General features: G+C 59.6%; 12 protein-coding genes. 2 read left to right on the plus strand and 10 right to left on the minus strand.

Features of this window, described 5'->3' with window-relative positions; genetic code table 11:
* Window positions 1-43: 43 nt before the first annotated feature.
* Both B5E60_RS00360 and B5E60_RS00365 read left to right on the plus strand, forming a co-directional pair.
* Window positions 44-1,771, plus strand: coding sequence for a DUF4153 domain-containing protein (locus B5E60_RS00360; RefSeq protein ID WP_087308906.1), 1,728 nt, complete (start codon window positions 44-46; stop codon window positions 1,769-1,771).
* On the plus strand, window positions 1,768-2,397 hold the full coding sequence (locus B5E60_RS00365; RefSeq protein WP_239403153.1) for a M48 family metallopeptidase: 630 nt from the start codon (window positions 1,768-1,770) through the stop codon (window positions 2,395-2,397). Before B5E60_RS00360 ends, B5E60_RS00365 begins: the two co-directional genes overlap by 4 nt.
* Window positions 2,398-2,466: 69 nt before the next feature.
* Here B5E60_RS00365 and B5E60_RS00370 read toward each other — a convergent pair whose 3' ends face one another.
* The 10 genes from B5E60_RS00370 to pgtP all read right to left on the minus strand — a co-directional run bounded on the left by B5E60_RS00370 (window position 2,467) and on the right by pgtP (window position 17,134).
* A complete protein-coding gene (locus B5E60_RS00370; protein WP_087308907.1) occupies window positions 2,467-3,942 on the minus strand; it encodes a hypothetical protein in 1,476 nt (491 codons plus the stop codon).
* 52 nt (window positions 3,943-3,994) lie between these two features.
* On the minus strand, window positions 3,995-5,353 hold the full coding sequence (locus B5E60_RS00375; RefSeq protein ID WP_087308908.1) for a TlpA family protein disulfide reductase: 1,359 nt from the start codon (window positions 5,351-5,353) through the stop codon (window positions 3,995-3,997).
* A gap of 6 nt (window positions 5,354-5,359) precedes the next feature.
* Window positions 5,360-6,514 carry a TlpA disulfide reductase family protein gene (locus B5E60_RS00380; protein WP_087308909.1) on the minus strand — a complete coding sequence of 385 codons (1,155 nt, stop codon included), beginning with the start codon at window positions 6,512-6,514 and terminating at the stop codon, window positions 5,360-5,362.
* A gap of 17 nt (window positions 6,515-6,531) precedes the next feature.
* Window positions 6,532-8,100, minus strand: coding sequence for a PKD-like family lipoprotein (locus B5E60_RS00385; protein WP_162611571.1), 1,569 nt, complete (start codon window positions 8,098-8,100; stop codon window positions 6,532-6,534).
* A 20-nt stretch (window positions 8,101-8,120) separates the two neighbouring features.
* Complete coding sequence (locus B5E60_RS00390) at window positions 8,121-8,879, minus strand: DUF4843 domain-containing protein (RefSeq protein WP_087308911.1); 759 nt, start codon at window positions 8,877-8,879, stop codon at window positions 8,121-8,123.
* 9 nt (window positions 8,880-8,888) lie between these two features.
* A complete protein-coding gene (locus B5E60_RS00395) occupies window positions 8,889-10,340 on the minus strand; it encodes a RagB/SusD family nutrient uptake outer membrane protein (protein ID WP_087308912.1) in 1,452 nt (483 codons plus the stop codon).
* A 26-nt stretch (window positions 10,341-10,366) separates the two neighbouring features.
* Window positions 10,367-13,729, minus strand: coding sequence for a SusC/RagA family TonB-linked outer membrane protein (locus tag B5E60_RS00400; RefSeq protein ID WP_239403136.1), 3,363 nt, complete (start codon window positions 13,727-13,729; stop codon window positions 10,367-10,369).
* Between the two features lie 71 nt (window positions 13,730-13,800).
* A complete protein-coding gene (locus B5E60_RS00405; RefSeq protein ID WP_087308913.1) occupies window positions 13,801-14,874 on the minus strand; it encodes a FecR family protein in 1,074 nt (357 codons plus the stop codon).
* 58 nt (window positions 14,875-14,932) lie between these two features.
* Window positions 14,933-15,490: an RNA polymerase sigma-70 factor gene (locus tag B5E60_RS00410; RefSeq protein WP_087308914.1), complete on the minus strand. Its 558-nt coding sequence runs from the start codon at window positions 15,488-15,490 to the stop codon at window positions 14,933-14,935.
* 255 nt (window positions 15,491-15,745) lie between these two features.
* A complete protein-coding gene (pgtP, locus tag B5E60_RS00415) occupies window positions 15,746-17,134 on the minus strand; it encodes a phosphoglycerate transporter protein PgtP (RefSeq protein WP_087308915.1) in 1,389 nt (462 codons plus the stop codon).
* Window positions 17,135-17,160: the final 26 nt, after the last annotated feature.

The following is a 17,160-nucleotide window of genomic DNA, read 5'->3' on the forward strand; positions in this document are numbered from 1 at the left end:
CCCGTTGGGGGCCTCATTTCGTGCCATCATAAAAAACATAGCCATGAAATGGAATTTCCGTACCCGATTGAAGGAGCTCCGCGAGGGGCTTCAAACCGTTGTGCGCCGTCATCCGTTGGAGCTGCTTCTGCTGCTGGCACTCACCGTGACGCTGATCGTCAGCTATGAAACCAGGCACGAACCCCCTGTCGCGCGTCTGGTGGTGATGGAATGGGGCGCCCTGTTGCTGTTGGTGGTCAACCGGCTGGTCGGGCAGACCATATGGCGCCGCATCTACTGGGTAGCATGGGTTCCGCTGGTGCCGTTGTACCTCTGGTCGGGGCTCGCCGGATGGCTGGACTCGGCGCAGGCGGTCATCACGCTGTTCATCCTCACGCCGTTGGCGCTGCTGGCCTCGCGCCGGGCTGCGGCGAACGACCGTTTCGTAGCCGACGCGCTGGTCTGTCTGCGGGCGGCGGTGCTGGCCATGCTCTTCGCCTATGTCGCCTACGGGCTCTTCGAGGCGATCCTCTGGTCGGCGGCCTACATCTTCGGATTCGCCGAAGCCCGCTGGGTCATGCACCTGACGACGGATCTCTTTTTCGTCGTGCAGTTCTTCGCCGTCCCGGCCCTCTTCCTGATGATGCTCGACCGCTGGGAGGAGGCCCGCATGGGCTCGTCGCGCGTCCTGGAGGTGCTGATGAACGGAATCATCACGCCGGCCGTCGTCATCTATGCCGCCGTCCTCTACCTCTATCTGTTGAAGATCCTCGTGACGTGGTCGCTGCCCGAGGGCGGGGTGGCCTATCTGGTCTTCGGATTCACGATAACGACCCTGTTGGTCAAGGCGCTGCGGCTGCCTCTGGCCAAATGCACCTTCGACTGGTTCTATGACCGTTTCAGCCTCGTGTCTCTGCCCATTCTCGTACTGTTCTGGGTCGGGGTGGTGCGGCGTGTCGGTGAGTACGGACTGACCGTGCCGCGCATCTATCTCCTGGCCTGCGGCGTGGTGATGACCTTCTGCATCGGACTCTTTCTCTGGCGCCGTGCGGGGCGTTACCTCTGGGTGGTGCTCTTCGCCATGGCGGTCTTTGCCGCGGTAGCCTACATTCCGGCTCTGACGCCCGAACGCATGGCCCTGCAGTCGCAGACGCGGCGTGTCGAACGCCTTGCCTCCGCGCTGGGGCGTCTCGACGAACGGGGACACCTCTCGCTCGCTCCCGTCGCGATGGCCGATACGGCCCGCCGCAAGGAGTTCCGCGAGCTGTATGAGGCGCTACAGTATGTCGAACGCGACAGCGCCACGTTTGCCCGCTTCGGCCTTCGCTCCACGGACGACTGGGTGGCCACCCTCCCCGAGACGATGCGCGACTACGTGCAATGGGGGTGGACGCAGGCTGTTGCGGAGACCGTTTCGCCATCCTCCTCCGTGGAGGCTTATCTGCCCCACAACGCCCGGTTCGAGGTCGACGGTCGTTACACGCGCTGTTATGTCAATCTGTCCGTCTGGAATCCCGAGAGCTGCATCATCGAGAACGATACGCTGCGCTTCCGGGTCGGGGAGCGGCAGCCCGTCGTGGAGATCCCGTTGGCGGAACTGTTGCAAAAGCAGCTGTCGGCAAGCGGATTCGACCCTGCGGCGGGTGTGGCACCGACCCGCGAACAGACGCTGCGGCTGTTGGATTACCGCGACGAACGGTGCCGGATCCTCTTCGAACAGTTTTCGGTAGAGCGTCGCGACTCGGTTGATGTCATTAACTCGCTCTCGGTGCATTCCCTGTGGCTGCGATGATCGGTTGGGGCCGGAAGGGCGGGGCGGCAGGGCGCGCCGGACGGGTTGAAATAACCGAGGTGATCGACCATCCGTGCCTGGGAGAGGTGACCCTTGCACAGTCACCCCGGGCCCGGCGGGTTTCGATTCGCGTGCGGGCCACGGGAGCCGTGCGGCTCGCCTACCCCTTCGGGGTGTCGCGGCGGCGGGCGCTGGCGTTCCTCGACGAGAAGGCCGACTGGATTCTCGCCACCCGGGAGCGGCTGGCCCGCAGACGTGCCGCCCTGCCGCCGCAACTCCCGCCCGCGGAGCAGAAAACCCGCATCGAGGAGTTACGCCGGGCCGCCAGGGAGGACCTCCCGGAGCGTATTGCCCGGCTTTCGGCCGCAACGGGGCTGCGTTACGAAAAACTCTCGATCCGTGCCTCGCGCACGAAGTGGGGGAGTTGTTCGGGACAGAATCACATCTCGTTGAGTCTCTTTCTGATGACGCTGCCCGAGCATCTGCGCGATTTCGTCATCCTCCATGAACTCTGCCACACGGTTCACCACAACCATTCACCGCGTTTCCATGCGTTGCTGGATCGTTTGGTCGGCGGACGCGAAAAGGATCTCAACCGCGAATTGCGGCGTTTTACAACCGCTTGATTCGCCCCGCCTCTTTCAAAAAAACGCCCGGCTGATGCCGGGCGTTTGTCGTGTCAATAGGGTGATGGCCTATTCGTATACGAGGGTATACGAGGTCTTGCTGTTCGAATCGAACAGTTGGAAATACATGTCCTTGCCACCCGTTATCTGCCAGTTGGCTCCGGTCACGTACCCGTCGTTGTCGAAGGTGTAGGTGATGGTCGGGGTCGAACCGTCCATCTCCATGACGGTTGCCGGAAGGGCTGTCGAGGACGTCCCTGCCAAATTCAGGCAGATGGCTGCCAAGTGGTCGTCTTCGATGATGTTGATGGTTTGTATCCCTAAGAAGAGTTTGGCCATGTCAACACCGAAAATGGCATTTTGCTGCGACGTGTCGGTGTAGGTGAACATGGTGTTGGAACCATTACCCAGGAATTTGCCGGCATTATACGTCAACGTCAGATAGGCACTGTTGTCGCTTCTGTAATTCACTCCGCTCCACAGTCCCTGTGCATCGTAGGCCCAGAGATAGTTGACATCCCGTTTCGCATAAGAGATGGACGACGCTTCGATCCGTCCGTTGTCCAGCGTCCAGACAAACGAACGGATGCCATCTGTTCCCTCTTCGAAATCTTTGTTGGTGGCCGAAAGCTGGTCGCCGTTTACTGTGAAGGCAAGCCAATCGCTGACTTCTTCGTCGTATAAGCCTTTCTTTGTTGAGCTGGCAGGATTCCCCTGCGTATCATAGGTGAAGGTGTATGCGGTGGTTGTTGTACTCGAATCAAAGACTCCCCAGTCAAAATACATTTTAGCCGTAGCTGTAGCCTCCTCTTCGGTCATTTCATCATCTGTACCCTTAACCATTTCGAACAGGTACTGAGCAAGGACTTCTACCGTAGCTCCTTTGTATTCTGAGGTGACGTTTGCCGTAACACTCTTCAGCCGTTTGTAGACGGCGGCCGGAACCGATTCCGCAATCTTCCACTCGTAGGCACCCTGCTTGAGTATCACGTTGTAAAGACCCGCGGAAACCCCCTCCGGAATCGTACACGTAACCCCGACGCCCGAGAGCGAGACGGTTAATTCCGTGCGCGACTGATCGGTGGTGTTCTCCAGCAAAATCTGCATGTCCGACGCAAAACCCGCTCCGGCAATCTCCAACTCTTCGTTCAAACGGATGGTCTCCGGAACGGTGATGCTCAGCACGGGACAATCCTTGTCTGCTGCCATCGTCAGTTGTACAGAGCCAAGCTCCCAGATGCCCTCCTGGTAAAGTACTACCGTGTAGGACCCCGGAGTCAGCGTAAGCGGAACCGTTCCCGTATAACTCGTGGCGGTGATTTGCGGGTTTTCGAGCTTGCTCTCCACACCCGAATCGTCGCGAAGAGCTATTTCTGCCGCCGCATCGAACCCTTGACCCGTGATGGTCAGTTCGCTGCCGATCTCGGCCGTGGCCGGAACCGTACACGCTACCGGACAACTTGGTCCGTTGCCGTCATCATCGGAACATGCCGGAGCAAACGTCATCGCGCCTGCCGCCAGCAACAAAAGCCATAATTTTTTCATGGTTGCAAATGTTTGAGGTTTAACAGAAATTTAGAGAATCTTGATATGAGGTTCAAATGTCTTTCAGCGATTCGAGATAGGCATCGATTCCATTGGAGGACGGACGCAGCATATTGGACTCTACGATGTGCCCCTCCTTGTCCAACAGAATGAAGCGGGGAATGCCGTCAACTCCGTAGTCGGCCGCAAAACTGCTCGACGGATCTAGCCACAATTGAGTCCCCGGAAGCTCCTCGCTGTCGAGAGCCTTCTCCCAGTCGTCGCGCTCACTGTCCACCGAAAGCCCCAGGAAAAGAATCTCCCGGCCCGCAAAACGCTCGGAAAGGCGTTTCAGATGAGGAAGCTCCCGCTTGCAGGGCCCACACCAGGATGCCCACAGATCGATATAGAGGTATTTCCCCAGGAAGTCGGACAGCGTATGGCGCCGGCCTGTACGGTCAACAGCCGTGAAATCCGGTGAGGGACGCCCGGCAGCCGTCAGGTCGTGACGCGAAATCTCGGCCCGGTAGTCGGCCAGCATCCGGGGATCGGTCAGATAGCTGTTGGCCAGATTCTGCAACTCCCCGGTGTTGCGGACTCCCTCGGCCTGGAGGTATTCGAGCGCCAGCGAACGAAGCATCGACTGCTTGACCCGTCCGTCCGGGAACCGTTCGCCGATGTAACGCATCGTGGCTACCGTGCGGTCGTAGGAGTTTTCGATCGCAACCCCTTCGTCCTGCAGCAGTAACGGTATCCCGAAGCGCAGGAAATCCCGATACTCCGGAACGTCGGCCAGCTCCTCGCGGACAACTGCCAGCTTGCGGACCGAATCCGTCAGCGCCGGCCCGACCCGGAAGGTCGTGTCTCCGGTCATCATCCGATGTCCCATCTCGTAAACCAGCATCGGCTGGGCATAGGCGTAACGCAGCCGAATCCGCTCGATGCGTGCGAAATCCGGACACAAACTGTCGAGTCCCCGGACTTCGAGGAGCCGGGCGATGCCTGCGCATTGCTCCTGGAGCCCCTGCGCAAACTCTTCCCACGCGACGTCATACGAAGGTCCTTCGGACAGCGTTGTCGTACGCAGATAGTCGTTGGCTGCCCGGTTCTTGCCGTCGACTTCGAGGCTCTCGGCAAAGTGCAATCCGTCGAAACGGGCCGTTGCGCCGTCACCCCGCTGGATGAATAACGGACGCATCTGTTCGCCATAGACGAGTTGGGCGTAGAGGTATTCGACACCCGGCAGGGTGATCGTTGCCCGGCCGTGTTTGTCCAATTCGGCCGTGTAGGAGGTCGTGCGGTCGACGAGCAGTCCGACGTTCGAAAGCGTCGGGTTCGTCACTTCGATGCGCAGGCAAGCCTCCTCGGGTTGTTGCGGGGCGCAGGAGGCCGAGGCCAGCGCCAGCAACGGAAGAATCAACAGTCTCTTCATGATTGGCTATTTCGTTTGTTGGTCGTATCGGGTTTCGAGTGCGGCGCCCAACCAGCCGCCGCGGGCTTCCAGCTGCAGAATCCGACCCTGCTCGTCGACTAGGATCGAGGTCGGGACGGAGCTGGTCTCAAAGGCTTCGAAACTCTCCCGCTCGGGATCGTTGTATTGACGCCATGCCATCTTCTCCGAGGTGAGGGCCTGTTGCCAGGCGTCGGATTGGGTGTCGATCGAAATGCCGACGATGTCGAATCCCCGATCGTGGTAGCGGGCATACGCCTCCCGCAAGTAGGGAATGTCGTTGCGGCACGGTGAACACCACGAAGCCCAGATCTCCACAAGCGTACAGTGGCCCGGAAGCAGCAGATCCGAAAGAGAATGCTTCTGGCCTTGCGGGTCGATGACCGTCAGATCGGGAAGCTGCCCGCCGCACAGCATCCGTTTGGTGCGGGCCAGCGTTGCGAGCCGTTGCCCCGCGGCCGAGGCGCGGAGATCCGGTGCGAGCATTCCGATCAGCGCCGTGAGCGTGTCTCGTGTCGGGATGGCCGCGTTGTGCACCACTTCATCGGCCAGTTGCAGGCTCACTCCCGAGTTCGGATGGCTGCGGATGTAGTCGATCTTGCGGCTGAGGATCTGCTCGTTGAGCTGCGTGAGACGACGTGCCAGTGCGATGCCGTTTTGACGGTCGGCGCGGTGGTAGAACGTGGCGATGTATTCGTCGAACAGGCGGTCGTATGCCCCGCTCAGCGCGGCCTGCTCGCGGCGGAACTCCTGCATGGCCTCCTGGGTGGCACCACCCGACAGCGTGAATGCTGGTTGACCCTGGTGAGCGTCATAGCGGGCTGTGACCTGCGTGCTGTCGAGCAGTACGTCGAATGAAATCCGTGTATCGCGCGAGGTGCGGTCGTTCGGATCCAGGTAGATGACGCCCCGGCAGCGCCGCGGGGTGGCGAGTACCCCCTTCAGCCGGAATTGTCCGCCGGAAACGGTCGTACTGTCGAGGGGCTCGGCACTCCCGCCGTCAACGGCATAGAGCACGACGCTTTTCCCTTCCCACACCTCAGGAACCTCGCCGAGAAGCGTATAACCCCCTTGCGGTGCACAGGCCGTGGCTGCAAACAGCAGCGTCGGAAGAATCCAGAATCTCTTCATGGGTCGTTTCATGGTATCTTGCCATTTCGTTATTTCAGCATTTCCCGATAGGTGACGTCGACGATTCGCCCAAGGCCCGGATAGACCTCCGGGGTTACGTTGCGGAAATCCCCGTCGGATTCGAACCCTTCATAGACCCGCAGCGTCCCTTCGTCGCCTTTCACACTCCCGACGACCAGGTCGTACGAACGGTTGAGGTTCTCGCTTTGGCTGTAGATGTTGAACTTCATGCAGACGATCTCCTCGTCCGGAAGCGAGAATTGCTGCGTGGTCTGTACGGGCGTCTGGGACAGGTCGACGGCATAGACGCTCCCGCCGACGGCGTAGTACATCATGCTCCGCAGCGAACTGAAGGCAAACTGGCTTGCCTGAGCGATCTGCGGACAGGCCGACAAGTCGGCCCAGGCGGCACGCCCCACGGCAAAGGCCGGACCGCCCAGACTGACGGCATTCCACAATTCGCCGAGCTGGGTGCCGTAGAGCGTGTACTCCTCCCCGTCCCGCAATACCGTGTAGATGATGCCCGCGGAGGTGTTGTTGGGGTCGTACTTCGTATTCTCCATCCAGACGAACTCCTTCCCCTGGGGAAAGCGTTCGAAGGCCGTGCCGGTCACCTTGCCGCCGTTGTCCATCTCGCCCAGCAGCGTGATCAGGTCGTTCATTTCGTGCAGGGCCTCATAACCGCCGACATCGTTGCTCCGCAGATTCGGAGCGTAGACCATGAAGCGGCGATTGTCCAGATCGTAGAACATGGCTGCCGGGACTACGATATTCTGTGTCGAGATGTTGCAACCGATGACCGGTGCGGCGCGGAACGAGACTCCGGAAATCGGACCGAAAAGTCCCACTCCGATCAGACACTCCGCATAGTAAACCTTCGATCCGTAGACCATCATCTTGGCCGCCGTTACGTCGGTGATGGCTTCCGGGGCCGGGATGTCCGAATTCCCCATCTCGTACTGCAGGCGGTACTCCTCCTTCCATTCGAAACCGCTCCGCCCCAAACGGGTCGCACCGTCTCCCGTAAGCAGATAGTAGGGGGATTCGCTGTCCGCGAAGCGCGACCACTGGATGCGATAGGGATTCCGGAGTTCGGGCATGCCGTTTTCCGACAGAACGTCGAGGTAGGTCTCGCCCGTAACCTTCGAGACCATGTCCAGCCGGGCACGCTTCTCGGGACCTTCGGCGCAGAGAACCATCCACCCTTCGGAGGTCGATTCGCTCACCTGCAGGTTGTATTCCGCCTGCCAGAAGATCCCCGTGGCACGCTCGATCACCCGGAACAGCAGCAGGTAACTCCCCGGAAACAACTCCACGTCATACTCCAGATCGCGCGTCTGACCCAGCACCGTCATGGTCGTGTTGTCGCTCAGCGAGAGGGCCCGCCATTCGAAGGTGTAGTCGCTGTCGGGAAATGCTTCCAGACCCAGATCGGGGCGCAGGCTTAGCCGTGTATGGGTCAGGACCGAAAGATCCGCTTCGATGCCCGTGATGACGGGCTCCTTCAGCGTGTGGTAGTCGTAATTCCCCAGATCGCCCGCACACGAGGCCAGCAGGGAGCCCGCCGTCAGGGCAATTATCCAATTTCTGATTTTCATCTTTTTTCCTGTTGCGAAGGTTATGCGAATGTCAACGGTGCGCCCGATTTGTCGAAAGCACGTTCGTCGTACTCCTGTCCGGCCTTGCGCAGCCGTTCCTGTTCGGCGACATAATTGATCATCGTACTCTGGATGTACATCCATTTGGCGGAGGAGATCGTCCTCTCTTCGTTGAAATCCGATCGTGAAATCTCCATTACGTCACAGATCAGTTCGAACTTCTGTTGCGAGAAGTCTCCGATGAATATCGTTTGCCACCCCTTCGGGGGTGCCGTGAACTGATCCGAAAAATAGATCCTGTAACGGACCGTCGAGACCGTATCGCCCCCCGAGAGAATCTGCTTCGTGAACGGGATGCAGAAAAAATCGTTGGCCGAGAGGGTGATCTCCAGTTGCTTGGTCTCGCTCTTCAGCGCTTCGGTGCGGTAGAGCCGGATCGGGAAGTCGAAATTCGTGGCGTTGGCCGGCAGCACTGCCTCGCCCGTCATCGCATAATCCACCCCTTCGCTGGCATTGGCCGACGTGACCTGCAGGTTGACCGGCCGCGGCGTTTGGGATACGCGCCCCAGGTGCTGAATGCGCACCGTAACCTCCATCTCGTCCAGATCCTCGTAGATGAACGTGTACGAGGCGCTGTCGACGAGCGTGCCGTTGTTTTGCTGGTTGTTGAAGTAGATCCCCTCGATGGACTCGAAGTGTTGCGGGAAGCGCTCCTGGCAGCCCACCGGCAGAAGCAGCGGGAGCAGTGCCGGAAATATCGTTAGCGTTCGCAGTTTCATGTTTGAGGCCTATTGAATGTTGTCGGTTTCGGAATCGGGAAGCGGAACGACGAAGACGTTGCTGCTCGGGGGCGTGTTCTGATTCTCCGTTGCCGAGCGGATGATCGTCGTGTAGAGCCGTTTGTAGAGGTAGAAGAGCTGCCCTTCCCCGTAGAGTTCGCGGATGTATTCGTAGATGAGCAACTCTTGCGTCAGGGTCGGCAGGGTGGTGCTGATACCCCGGGCGCGGCGCAGGATATTGATATACGAGGCGCCGTTTGCAAGTACGTCCGATTGCGCTTCGGCGGCGATGAGGTACATCTCACCCAATCGCAGCATCGGAATCATCGTATTCTCGATCGAACCGCTGGCCGTCATGTCTGCATATTTGTAGAAGTAGCGGTTTGTTCCCGAGGTGCTCCAGCCAACCCGGTTGCGGTAGTCGTCCTGATAACCTCCGGTGGTTTGTCCGCCGCCGTAGATCACCTGGCTGATGAGCGCCGACTCCATCTTGAAGACGAACATCGTGCGGGACGGACTGAAATAGTCGAGGAAGATCTGGTTGCGGCTGCTGTGCGAGAGGGCGAAGAGCACCTCCGTGGAGAAGATCCGGTCCGGGTCGTCCGTCCCCACGACCGCCGTGCGGTCCACGAAGGGGAAGATGCCCTTGTCGGCAGCCCGGATCACTTCGAGAGCCCGGGTCAGGGCTTCGCTCCGATTCCCCGCATAGAGCTGCACTCGCGCTTCGAGCGCCGTGACGGCATAATAGTTCAGACGCAGCGCCCGGTAGCGTAAGAACGAGGAGCCTACGGTCGGATCGGCACTCATGAGTGTGCCTTCGGTGATCACCGGATCGTTGGCCAACTCCCTGCGGGCCTGGGTCAGATCTGTCAGAATGCGGGAGATGACCTCACTGGCCGCCAGACTCGGCTCGGGAGTCGTCGTCCGCGAAGTGTAGTAGGGGATCGATGCCGATTCGGGGTGTTGCGAGTAGACCGGGCCGAAAAGCCGCAGCAGATCGAAATGAAGCATGGCGCGCAGGGCCAGGGCCTCCCCGCGGATGATGGCGGCGTGGCCTGCCGCGAAAAGCGATTCTCGCCCTTCGAGGCCTTCGAGCAGCTTGTTGCAGTTCAGAATCAGCGCGTAGGCCTTGTTCCAGGTCACGTCGAGGCGGTCGCGCCAATAATCACTGGCATAGTCGTAGCTTTTCAGATCCGGGTAGTTGCCCCATTTGACGGCATCGTCGCCGATCTCATAGGCGCCGCCCATGACCTCGATCATCTCGGGACCGAGCGTTCCGCCGTAGAGTTCCGTGGAGTTGAGTTCGATGTAGATGCCGTTGAGCAGTTTCTGGAATCCCTCCTCCGAACTGAAAAGCTGCTCCTCGGAGATCTGGTCGTAGGGCTGTACGTTGAGCCAGTTGCTGCATCCGCTGCCGAGTGTCGCAGCGGCAATCAGGCAAGTTGTTATGATGTGTTTCATGTGCTTCGGTGTTTGGCGGTTAGCGGTCAGAAGGTGGCCGAGATGGAGAGCGAAACCGTCCGGGCAAAGGGATAGTTGATACCCCGTTCGTTCTTGACCGTCGAGAGTCGGAACATGTCGTTCATGTAGGCTTGTACGGTCAGAGCCGAGAGACCCAGTCGTTTGACGAATTTCTGCGTGAATTCATAACCGATCGAGAAGGACTCTCCCTCGATGTAGTTCTCGTCCATGACGAAGCGCGACGATTTGTCGGTCTTCTGGACGAGCGAGATCCCCTTGAAATAGGCCTCCCGATTGTCGGGAGACCACCGGTCGTAGAGTGCTCGTTTGTCCTGGTTCTGATAGACATCCGCCGTGGAGATATTCTCGACCTTTTCGAACAGCGACGTGTTGAAGATCTGTCCCCCGAGGGCATAGCGGAAGTAGGCGCCCAGGGAGAATCCCTTGTAGTAGAAGGTCGTGCCGAGAACGCCTTCGAGTTTGGGCTCCGTATCGCCCAGCACCACCTCGTCCGCCGTGTCGTAGGTAAACGAATAACTGCCGTCCTTCTTGATGAAAAGTTCCTTTCCGGTCGCAGGGTCGATGCCGGCCGAGCGAACACCCCAGATGGCCGTCGGACTGCCGCCGTCGTAGTAGCGGGTCGTGCCCGAAAGCGAGTTGCGGCCCTCTTCGTTGAGCGAGGCGAAGGCGTTGCCGATCTTGGCGTAACGAGCCTTGGCGTGGGTGCCGTTGAGGCTGATGTTCCAGTTGATCCGCTCCTCGGGACGGTAAATCGGAGAGATGCGGAACGTCAGCTCCACGCCGTTGGTCTTCTGCTGCCCGGCGTTCATGGCCAGCGAGGTGATGCCCATCGATCCCGGGGTGGTGATGATCGCCAGCAGCGGGTCGGTGATCTTCACGTAGTAGTCGAACGTCACATTGATGCGGTTGCCCCACATCGTCGCGTCGAATCCCGCGTCGTAATTGATGGTCTGCTGCCAGGCTAGATCCTCGTTGCCGAGTTGGTTCAGCACCACGCCCGTACCGAAGACGTTGGTCATCCTGCTGTTGAAGACATAGGTCGAGAATGCCTGGTAGGCCGCAAAATTCTGGTTACCCGGATTACCGGCCGAGGCGCGGAGTTTCAGCAGCTGGAAAAAGTCCGTCTCGCGCATGAATGCCTCGTTGTGGATATTCCAGCCGATACCCGCCGACCAGGTTGTGCGGAAACGGTTGTTCGTGCCGAACATCGAGGCGCCGTCGCTGCGGTAGTTCACGTCGAGCAGATAACGGTTGTCGTAGGCGTAACCTCCATTGAAATAGAAGCTGGCGGCACGGGTTTGAGTCTGTGTATAGGTCGATTTCCCGCCCTCCGGGTACCCGTTGGCGAACGACGGCGCGCCGAACTGATCGTCGGAGAATCCGCTTGCCTTGTAGCCGTTGCTCGTGGACTGGTTCGAACTGAAATTGAATCCTGCCACCGCGTTGACCATATGCTTGCCCCCGAACAGACGTCCGTAAGTGGCCGTGATGTCGCCTTCGTAGCTGGTGCTTTTGGTCTGCGAGTGCGAATAGAGTCCCTTTTCGGTCTCCTCCTTGTCGTCGAAATCCGTGTGCAGCGGTGAGAGCCGGTTTTCGCTGGTGGCACTCGAATGGGTGATTCCGAACTTGCCGCGTACGCGGAAATCATCCATGACGAACCATTCGAGGATGAAGTTGTTCGTGAACCCGAACTTGTCGCCCTTGTCGTAGTTGTTCAGGTGGGCATTCCAGAGCGGATTCCCGATCGCTTCGGTCTCGCCCGTCTCTGCATTCTGGTAGTAATAGAGATACTTCTCGATCTCTCCGTTTTCGTTCGTCTTCTTGTAGTAGGGGTTGGCGGCGGCATACTCCGCGAATGAGACGATCGGGTCGTTCGTCTTCTGGTAGTCGATCGTGAGTTTGTTGCTGAACTGGAATTTTCCCGTACGGTAGATGAGGTCGATGTTTCCACCGATGGTCTCGCGGTCCGAACCCTTCATCACGCCCTGCACCCCGCCATAACTCAGGCCGATGCCGTAGCGGATCTTCTCCTCGCCGCCTTCGGCGTAGATGTTGTGCTTGTGGGTGAAGCCCGTACGCAGCGGTTCACTCAGCCAGTAGGTGTCGATGCCCTGGGCAATGCCCTTGAGGCGTTCGTTGCGCAGATTGTCCAGGCGCAGTTGGTTCGACATGTCGTTGGTGTCGGTATAGACGCCAGCGAGGGTTTCGAACTGCAGCTTCTCGGAGGCATTCATCAGGTTGTAGTCCGTCAGGTCGGCGGTCGTGATGCTGAAGTCACCCTTGTAGGAGAGTTGGAGCCGGCCGCGTTCGGGCATTTTGGTCTCGATGACCACCACGCCGTTCGAGGCCTTCGATCCGTAGATGGCCGTCGATGCCGCGTCCTTGAGCAGGGTCACCGATGCCACGCGGTTCATGTTGAGGTTCATGACCGTTTCGAGCGTCGTCTCGAAACCGTCGAGGATAAACAGCGGCTGGTTTGGGTCGGTGCCGTACTCCTCCTTGAGTCCCACGACGCTGCTCTTGCCGCGGATCTCGAAATCCGGCATCCGGTTGGGGTCCGAACCGAACTGGACACTCTCCGTGATCTTGAACGAGGGGTCGAGCGTCGCCAGACTCTGCAGCACGCTTTGCGTGCCGACGGCCATCAGCTCCTTGTTCTTGAACGTCGTGGCCGAACCCGTGAAGCTCTCCTTCTTGCGCTGATAGACGCCCGTGACCACCACGTCGCCCACCTCGACGGTCGACTGCATGAGTTTCACCTCGCGGAATTCCGAGGCGTTGCGACCGTTGTAGTGACGCACGTGGGGCTCATAGCCTACGAACGAGAAGAGGATGTTGTATACTCCAGGCGGAAGGGTCAGCGACCACTGACCGGAGGCGTCCGTGGCCGTGCCGACCGTCGAACCCTCGACGACGACCGTTACGCCGACCATCGGCTGCCGGTTCGCGGCATCGCAGACCGTACCTGCCAGCGTGATCTGCTTCTCCTGTGCGGGCGCCTTCTGCGGACTGGAGGCCGGACGGCTGTAGACGACGATCGTCCGCTCCTGAATCCGGGCTGCAAAGGGGGTGCCGGCGAAGATTTCGTCGAGGACCTTCTGCAGCGGCGTGTTGGTGTACGAGGCGTCGATGCGTTTGTCGATGTCGTGCAGTTGCCCCGAATTGTAGAAAAATTCGTAGCCTGCGGCACTGCTTACCCGGCGGAGCGCCTCGCTGAGCGTGACACCCTCCAGCCGGAGCGTGATGCGCGGCATGTCGGCCCCCGACGAGGGCAGCCACAGCACAAGCAGCGCGAGCAGTAGAATGTTACGAAGACGGTAAGAATTTCTCCCCCCCCCGAAACGGGCTGTAGTCCATGTTTTGTCCATATGGAACGCTCTTTGACTGGTTATTCGATTCGTTTTTGTATGCGGAGCGGCCGTCCGCTCCTGGCTCTTCCTCAGCGGAGGTACATCACGCCGTCGTTCACTTCGCAGCGGATGCCTGTCGTCCCGGCCAGCAGGTCGAGGATATAATCGATGCCGCGTTCACGGCGGATCTTGCCCGAGAAGGTGTAGTTGCGCAGCGGTTCGGCGACGACGATCCGGATTCCGTACGTACGTTCGAAACGTTTGGCAAGTTCGGACAACGGTTCGGCCTCGAACCAGAGCCAGCCTTCCGTCCACGCTGCGTAGACTTCGGCGTCGACCTCCCGGATGCGGGCCTTTTCCGTGTCGCAGTCGAGGCGTACCTGCTGGTTGGGCTGCAGTTCCAGATAGTCGGATGTCTCGGCGGCACGATAGGCGATACGACCTTCGACCAGGGTGGTGACGTGTTCGCGTGACTCGGTGTAGGCGTGGACGTTGAAGCGTGTGCCCAGGACGCGGATGCTCTCTCCGCCGGGCATCTCTACGCGGAACGGCCGGCACGTGTCGCGTTGTACGTCGAAGAAGGCTTCGCCCGTGAGGGTGACGAGCCGTTCGGCGGCCCCTTCGAACGAGGCCGGATACTCGAACGTCGAGCCGGCATTGAGCCAGACTTCGGTCCCGTCGGCGAGTGTCAGGTGGAACTCCTTCCCGCGGGGTACCTCGATTTTCATCCGCCGTTCGGGCCGGATGGTGATGCTTTCGTGGGCGGTGTTGAGGGCCATTTCTCCCGTTTCGTGACGTTCGAGGCGGGCGGCCTCATCGAGATTCATGCGCTGTCCGTCGTCGGTGGTCATTACGACCTCTTGGCGGTCGATCTCAACGCCCATCTCGGCCAGTTGTTCGAATGCATCGGGAGCCTCCGGTGCCGGACCTCCGACGAGCAGCACGGCGGCCGTCACCACGGCGGCGGCCATGCCCGTACAGGCGAGTCTGCGGATTCTCCGCAGGCGGAGCCGCCGGTGAATCCGTTCCTGAAGTTCGGCATATCCGCTCGGGGCGGGATGCGACGACTCGTTTCCGGCGGTTTGCTTCCAGAGTCGGTCGAGCAGTTCATCCTCATCGGCATCGATTTCACGATGCGGAATCTGGGGTTCGTTCCTGTTCATTCGGTAACCTTCTTTACCGAATAAATACGATCGGAGGAAAAACTACGTACCGGAAATGTTATTTTTTTTTGATTTCGCCCCGCAGACGGCGCAGCGCCTTGTAGAGAATCGTCTCCACGGTGCGTCGTGAGATCGAGAGTTCGGAGGCGATGACGGCGTGTTTTTTCTGTTCGAGGTAGTTCATCTCCACGACCCGGCGGCTTTGGCGTGGGAGTCGGGCGATGGCTGGGAGCAGCAGCTCCTCCGAACAGGCGTTTCTCTCGTCGACGGCGCTCTCCGGCTGGAGTTGTCTTTTCTGTTCGTTTTGAAACAGTTCTTCCCGCCGGCGCCGGATTTCGCGGCGCTGGCATTCGCGCAGGGCGTTGTTGTGGATGGCGCGCAGCAGGTAGTTGCGCAGGGATTTGGTTTCGTCCAGGCGGCGGCGATGCAGCCACAGCGAGACGAAGAGCTCCTGAACGAGCTCGCGGGCATCGGTCTCGTTGTGGAGGATGGTATCGGCATAACGGCACAAGGCGGTACTCCAGGCCGTATAGACAGCCTTGAATGCCGCTTCATCTCCGGATTTTAATGCGAGTACGGTCCGGCGATTGTCCGATATGTCGAAAGAATCCCCCATTTTCTAAACCGGCCTATTCCACAAATATAGCGATTCCCGACGAAAAGGCAACTATTTGGGCCATTTATTTGTCGTTCCGGGGGGCTTCTCCGATGGTCGGAGCGTGCGAGAGGAGGCCCGTCGCTGAAACAAAAGCCTCCCGGACTGCAATCCGGAAGGCTTTGGGAATTTCGGAGTCCGTTCTGTCGGCGGCGGCGTGGTTCGGCCGAACCGATGGGTGACCCGAGGTTGTGCTGCGGATCGCGCAGCCGATGATTATTCCCTCTTCGAACGCTCCTTCTCTTCCCGGTAGGTGAAGCCCATGAAGACGATCGCCAGCACGCAGGCGCCGATCAGCAGCACGAAGGTCCAGTCCCAGCCGGCCCGGTCGGCCACCGTTCCCAGCACGATGTTGGCCAGAATGGCCGTTCCGAGGAAGTATCCGAAGAATCCGGTCAATCCGGCTGCGGTTCCGGCGGCATTTTTCGGTGCCAGGTCGAGGGCCTGCACGCCGATGAGCATCACCGGGCCGTAGATGAAGAAGCCGATGGCGATGAGCGACATGGTGACGATGACGTAATTCGACGAGAACTGCCAGTAGAGGAGGATGAAGACCGCGACGATGGCCATGAAGAGAATCGTGGGCAGGGCGCGGCGTCCGTGGAAGAGATGGTCGCTCATCCACCCGCAGATCAGTGTCCCCGGGATGGCCGCGAACTCATAGGCGAAATAGGCCCAGCCGGCCTGCTTGATGTCGTAGCCCTGGGCTTCGCGCAGATAGGTCGGAGCCCAGTCCAGACAGCCGTAGCGGACCATGTAGACGAAGGCGTTGGCGATGGCGATGAACCACAGCAGGCGGTTGTTCAGAACGTATTTGAAGAAGATCTCGCGGGCCGAGAGGACCTCTTCCTGCTTGGCGCTGTAATCCTTCGGGTAGTCGTTCCGCCACTTTTCGACCGAGGGCAGGCTGCACGACTGCGGCGTATCGCGGATCATGACGTAGGCCAGCAGGGCGATGAAGATGGCCACGACGGCCGGGAAGAGATAGGTGCCGATCAGGAAGTAGAGCTCCGACTGCGCACCGTAGAACCACGACCCGAACCACAGCGCTCCGTAGACGGCCATCGGGCCTACGAGAGCGCCGCCGACGTTGTGGGCGCAGTTCCAGACCGACATCTTCGTGCCGCGTTCGTTCTGCGAGAACCAGTGGGTCATGACCCGTCCGCACGGGGGCCAGCCCATGCCGTTGAACCATCCGACCAGGAAGTTCAGAATGGCCATGATGATGATGGCGAGCTGTTTGTGCTCGGGACCGAGCAGCGTCACCGGGACGATCATGAACATCATCGAGAGGGCCGTGAGAATCAGTCCGAGCGGCAGGAAGACCCGCGCATTGCTGCGGTCAGAGACGCTGCCCATGAGGAATTTCGACAGGGCGTAGGCCACGGCGTTCATCGACAGGACGATGCTCAGCTCGCTGGTGTCGAAGCCCAGGGCGGCCAACTCGGGAATGGCCATCGAGAAGTTTTTACGGACGAGATAGAATCCCGCATAACCGATAAAGATGCCGATGAAGACCTGCAGACGCAGCTTGTGGTATTTGCGGTCGATCTGGTCGGCAGGCATTTCCGCCTTATAGGCAGGCGGTTGCAGCAGTTTCCACATGGTAGTTAAGGTTCGGATGGCGGCGG

This window comes from Alistipes sp. An116, from assembly GCF_002161005.1.
GTDB classification, from domain to species: Bacteria; Bacteroidota; Bacteroidia; order Bacteroidales; family Rikenellaceae; genus Alistipes; species Alistipes megaguti.

Coding starts and splice junctions, on each gene's coding strand:
- B5E60_RS00360 (WP_087308906.1), top strand. CDS start 44: ATGAAATGGAATTTCCGTACCCGATTGAAGGAGCTCCGCGAGGGGCTT.
- B5E60_RS00365 (WP_239403153.1), top strand. CDS start 1,768: ATGATCGGTTGGGGCCGGAAGGGCGGGGCGGCAGGGCGCGCCGGACGG.
- B5E60_RS00370 (WP_087308907.1), bottom strand. CDS start 3,942: ATGAAAAAATTATGGCTTTTGTTGCTGGCGGCAGGCGCGATGACGTTT.
- B5E60_RS00375 (WP_087308908.1), bottom strand. CDS start 5,353: ATGAAGAGACTGTTGATTCTTCCGTTGCTGGCGCTGGCCTCGGCCTCC.
- B5E60_RS00380 (WP_087308909.1), bottom strand. CDS start 6,514: ATGAAACGACCCATGAAGAGATTCTGGATTCTTCCGACGCTGCTGTTT.
- B5E60_RS00385 (WP_162611571.1), bottom strand. CDS start 8,100: ATGAAAATCAGAAATTGGATAATTGCCCTGACGGCGGGCTCCCTGCTG.
- B5E60_RS00390 (WP_087308911.1), bottom strand. CDS start 8,879: ATGAAACTGCGAACGCTAACGATATTTCCGGCACTGCTCCCGCTGCTT.
- B5E60_RS00395 (WP_087308912.1), bottom strand. CDS start 10,340: ATGAAACACATCATAACAACTTGCCTGATTGCCGCTGCGACACTCGGC.
- B5E60_RS00400 (WP_239403136.1), bottom strand. CDS start 13,729: ATGGACAAAACATGGACTACAGCCCGTTTCGGGGGGGGGAGAAATTCT.
- B5E60_RS00405 (WP_087308913.1), bottom strand. CDS start 14,874: ATGAACAGGAACGAACCCCAGATTCCGCATCGTGAAATCGATGCCGAT.
- B5E60_RS00410 (WP_087308914.1), bottom strand. CDS start 15,490: ATGGGGGATTCTTTCGACATATCGGACAATCGCCGGACCGTACTCGCA.
- pgtP (WP_087308915.1), bottom strand. CDS start 17,134: ATGTGGAAACTGCTGCAACCGCCTGCCTATAAGGCGGAAATGCCTGCC.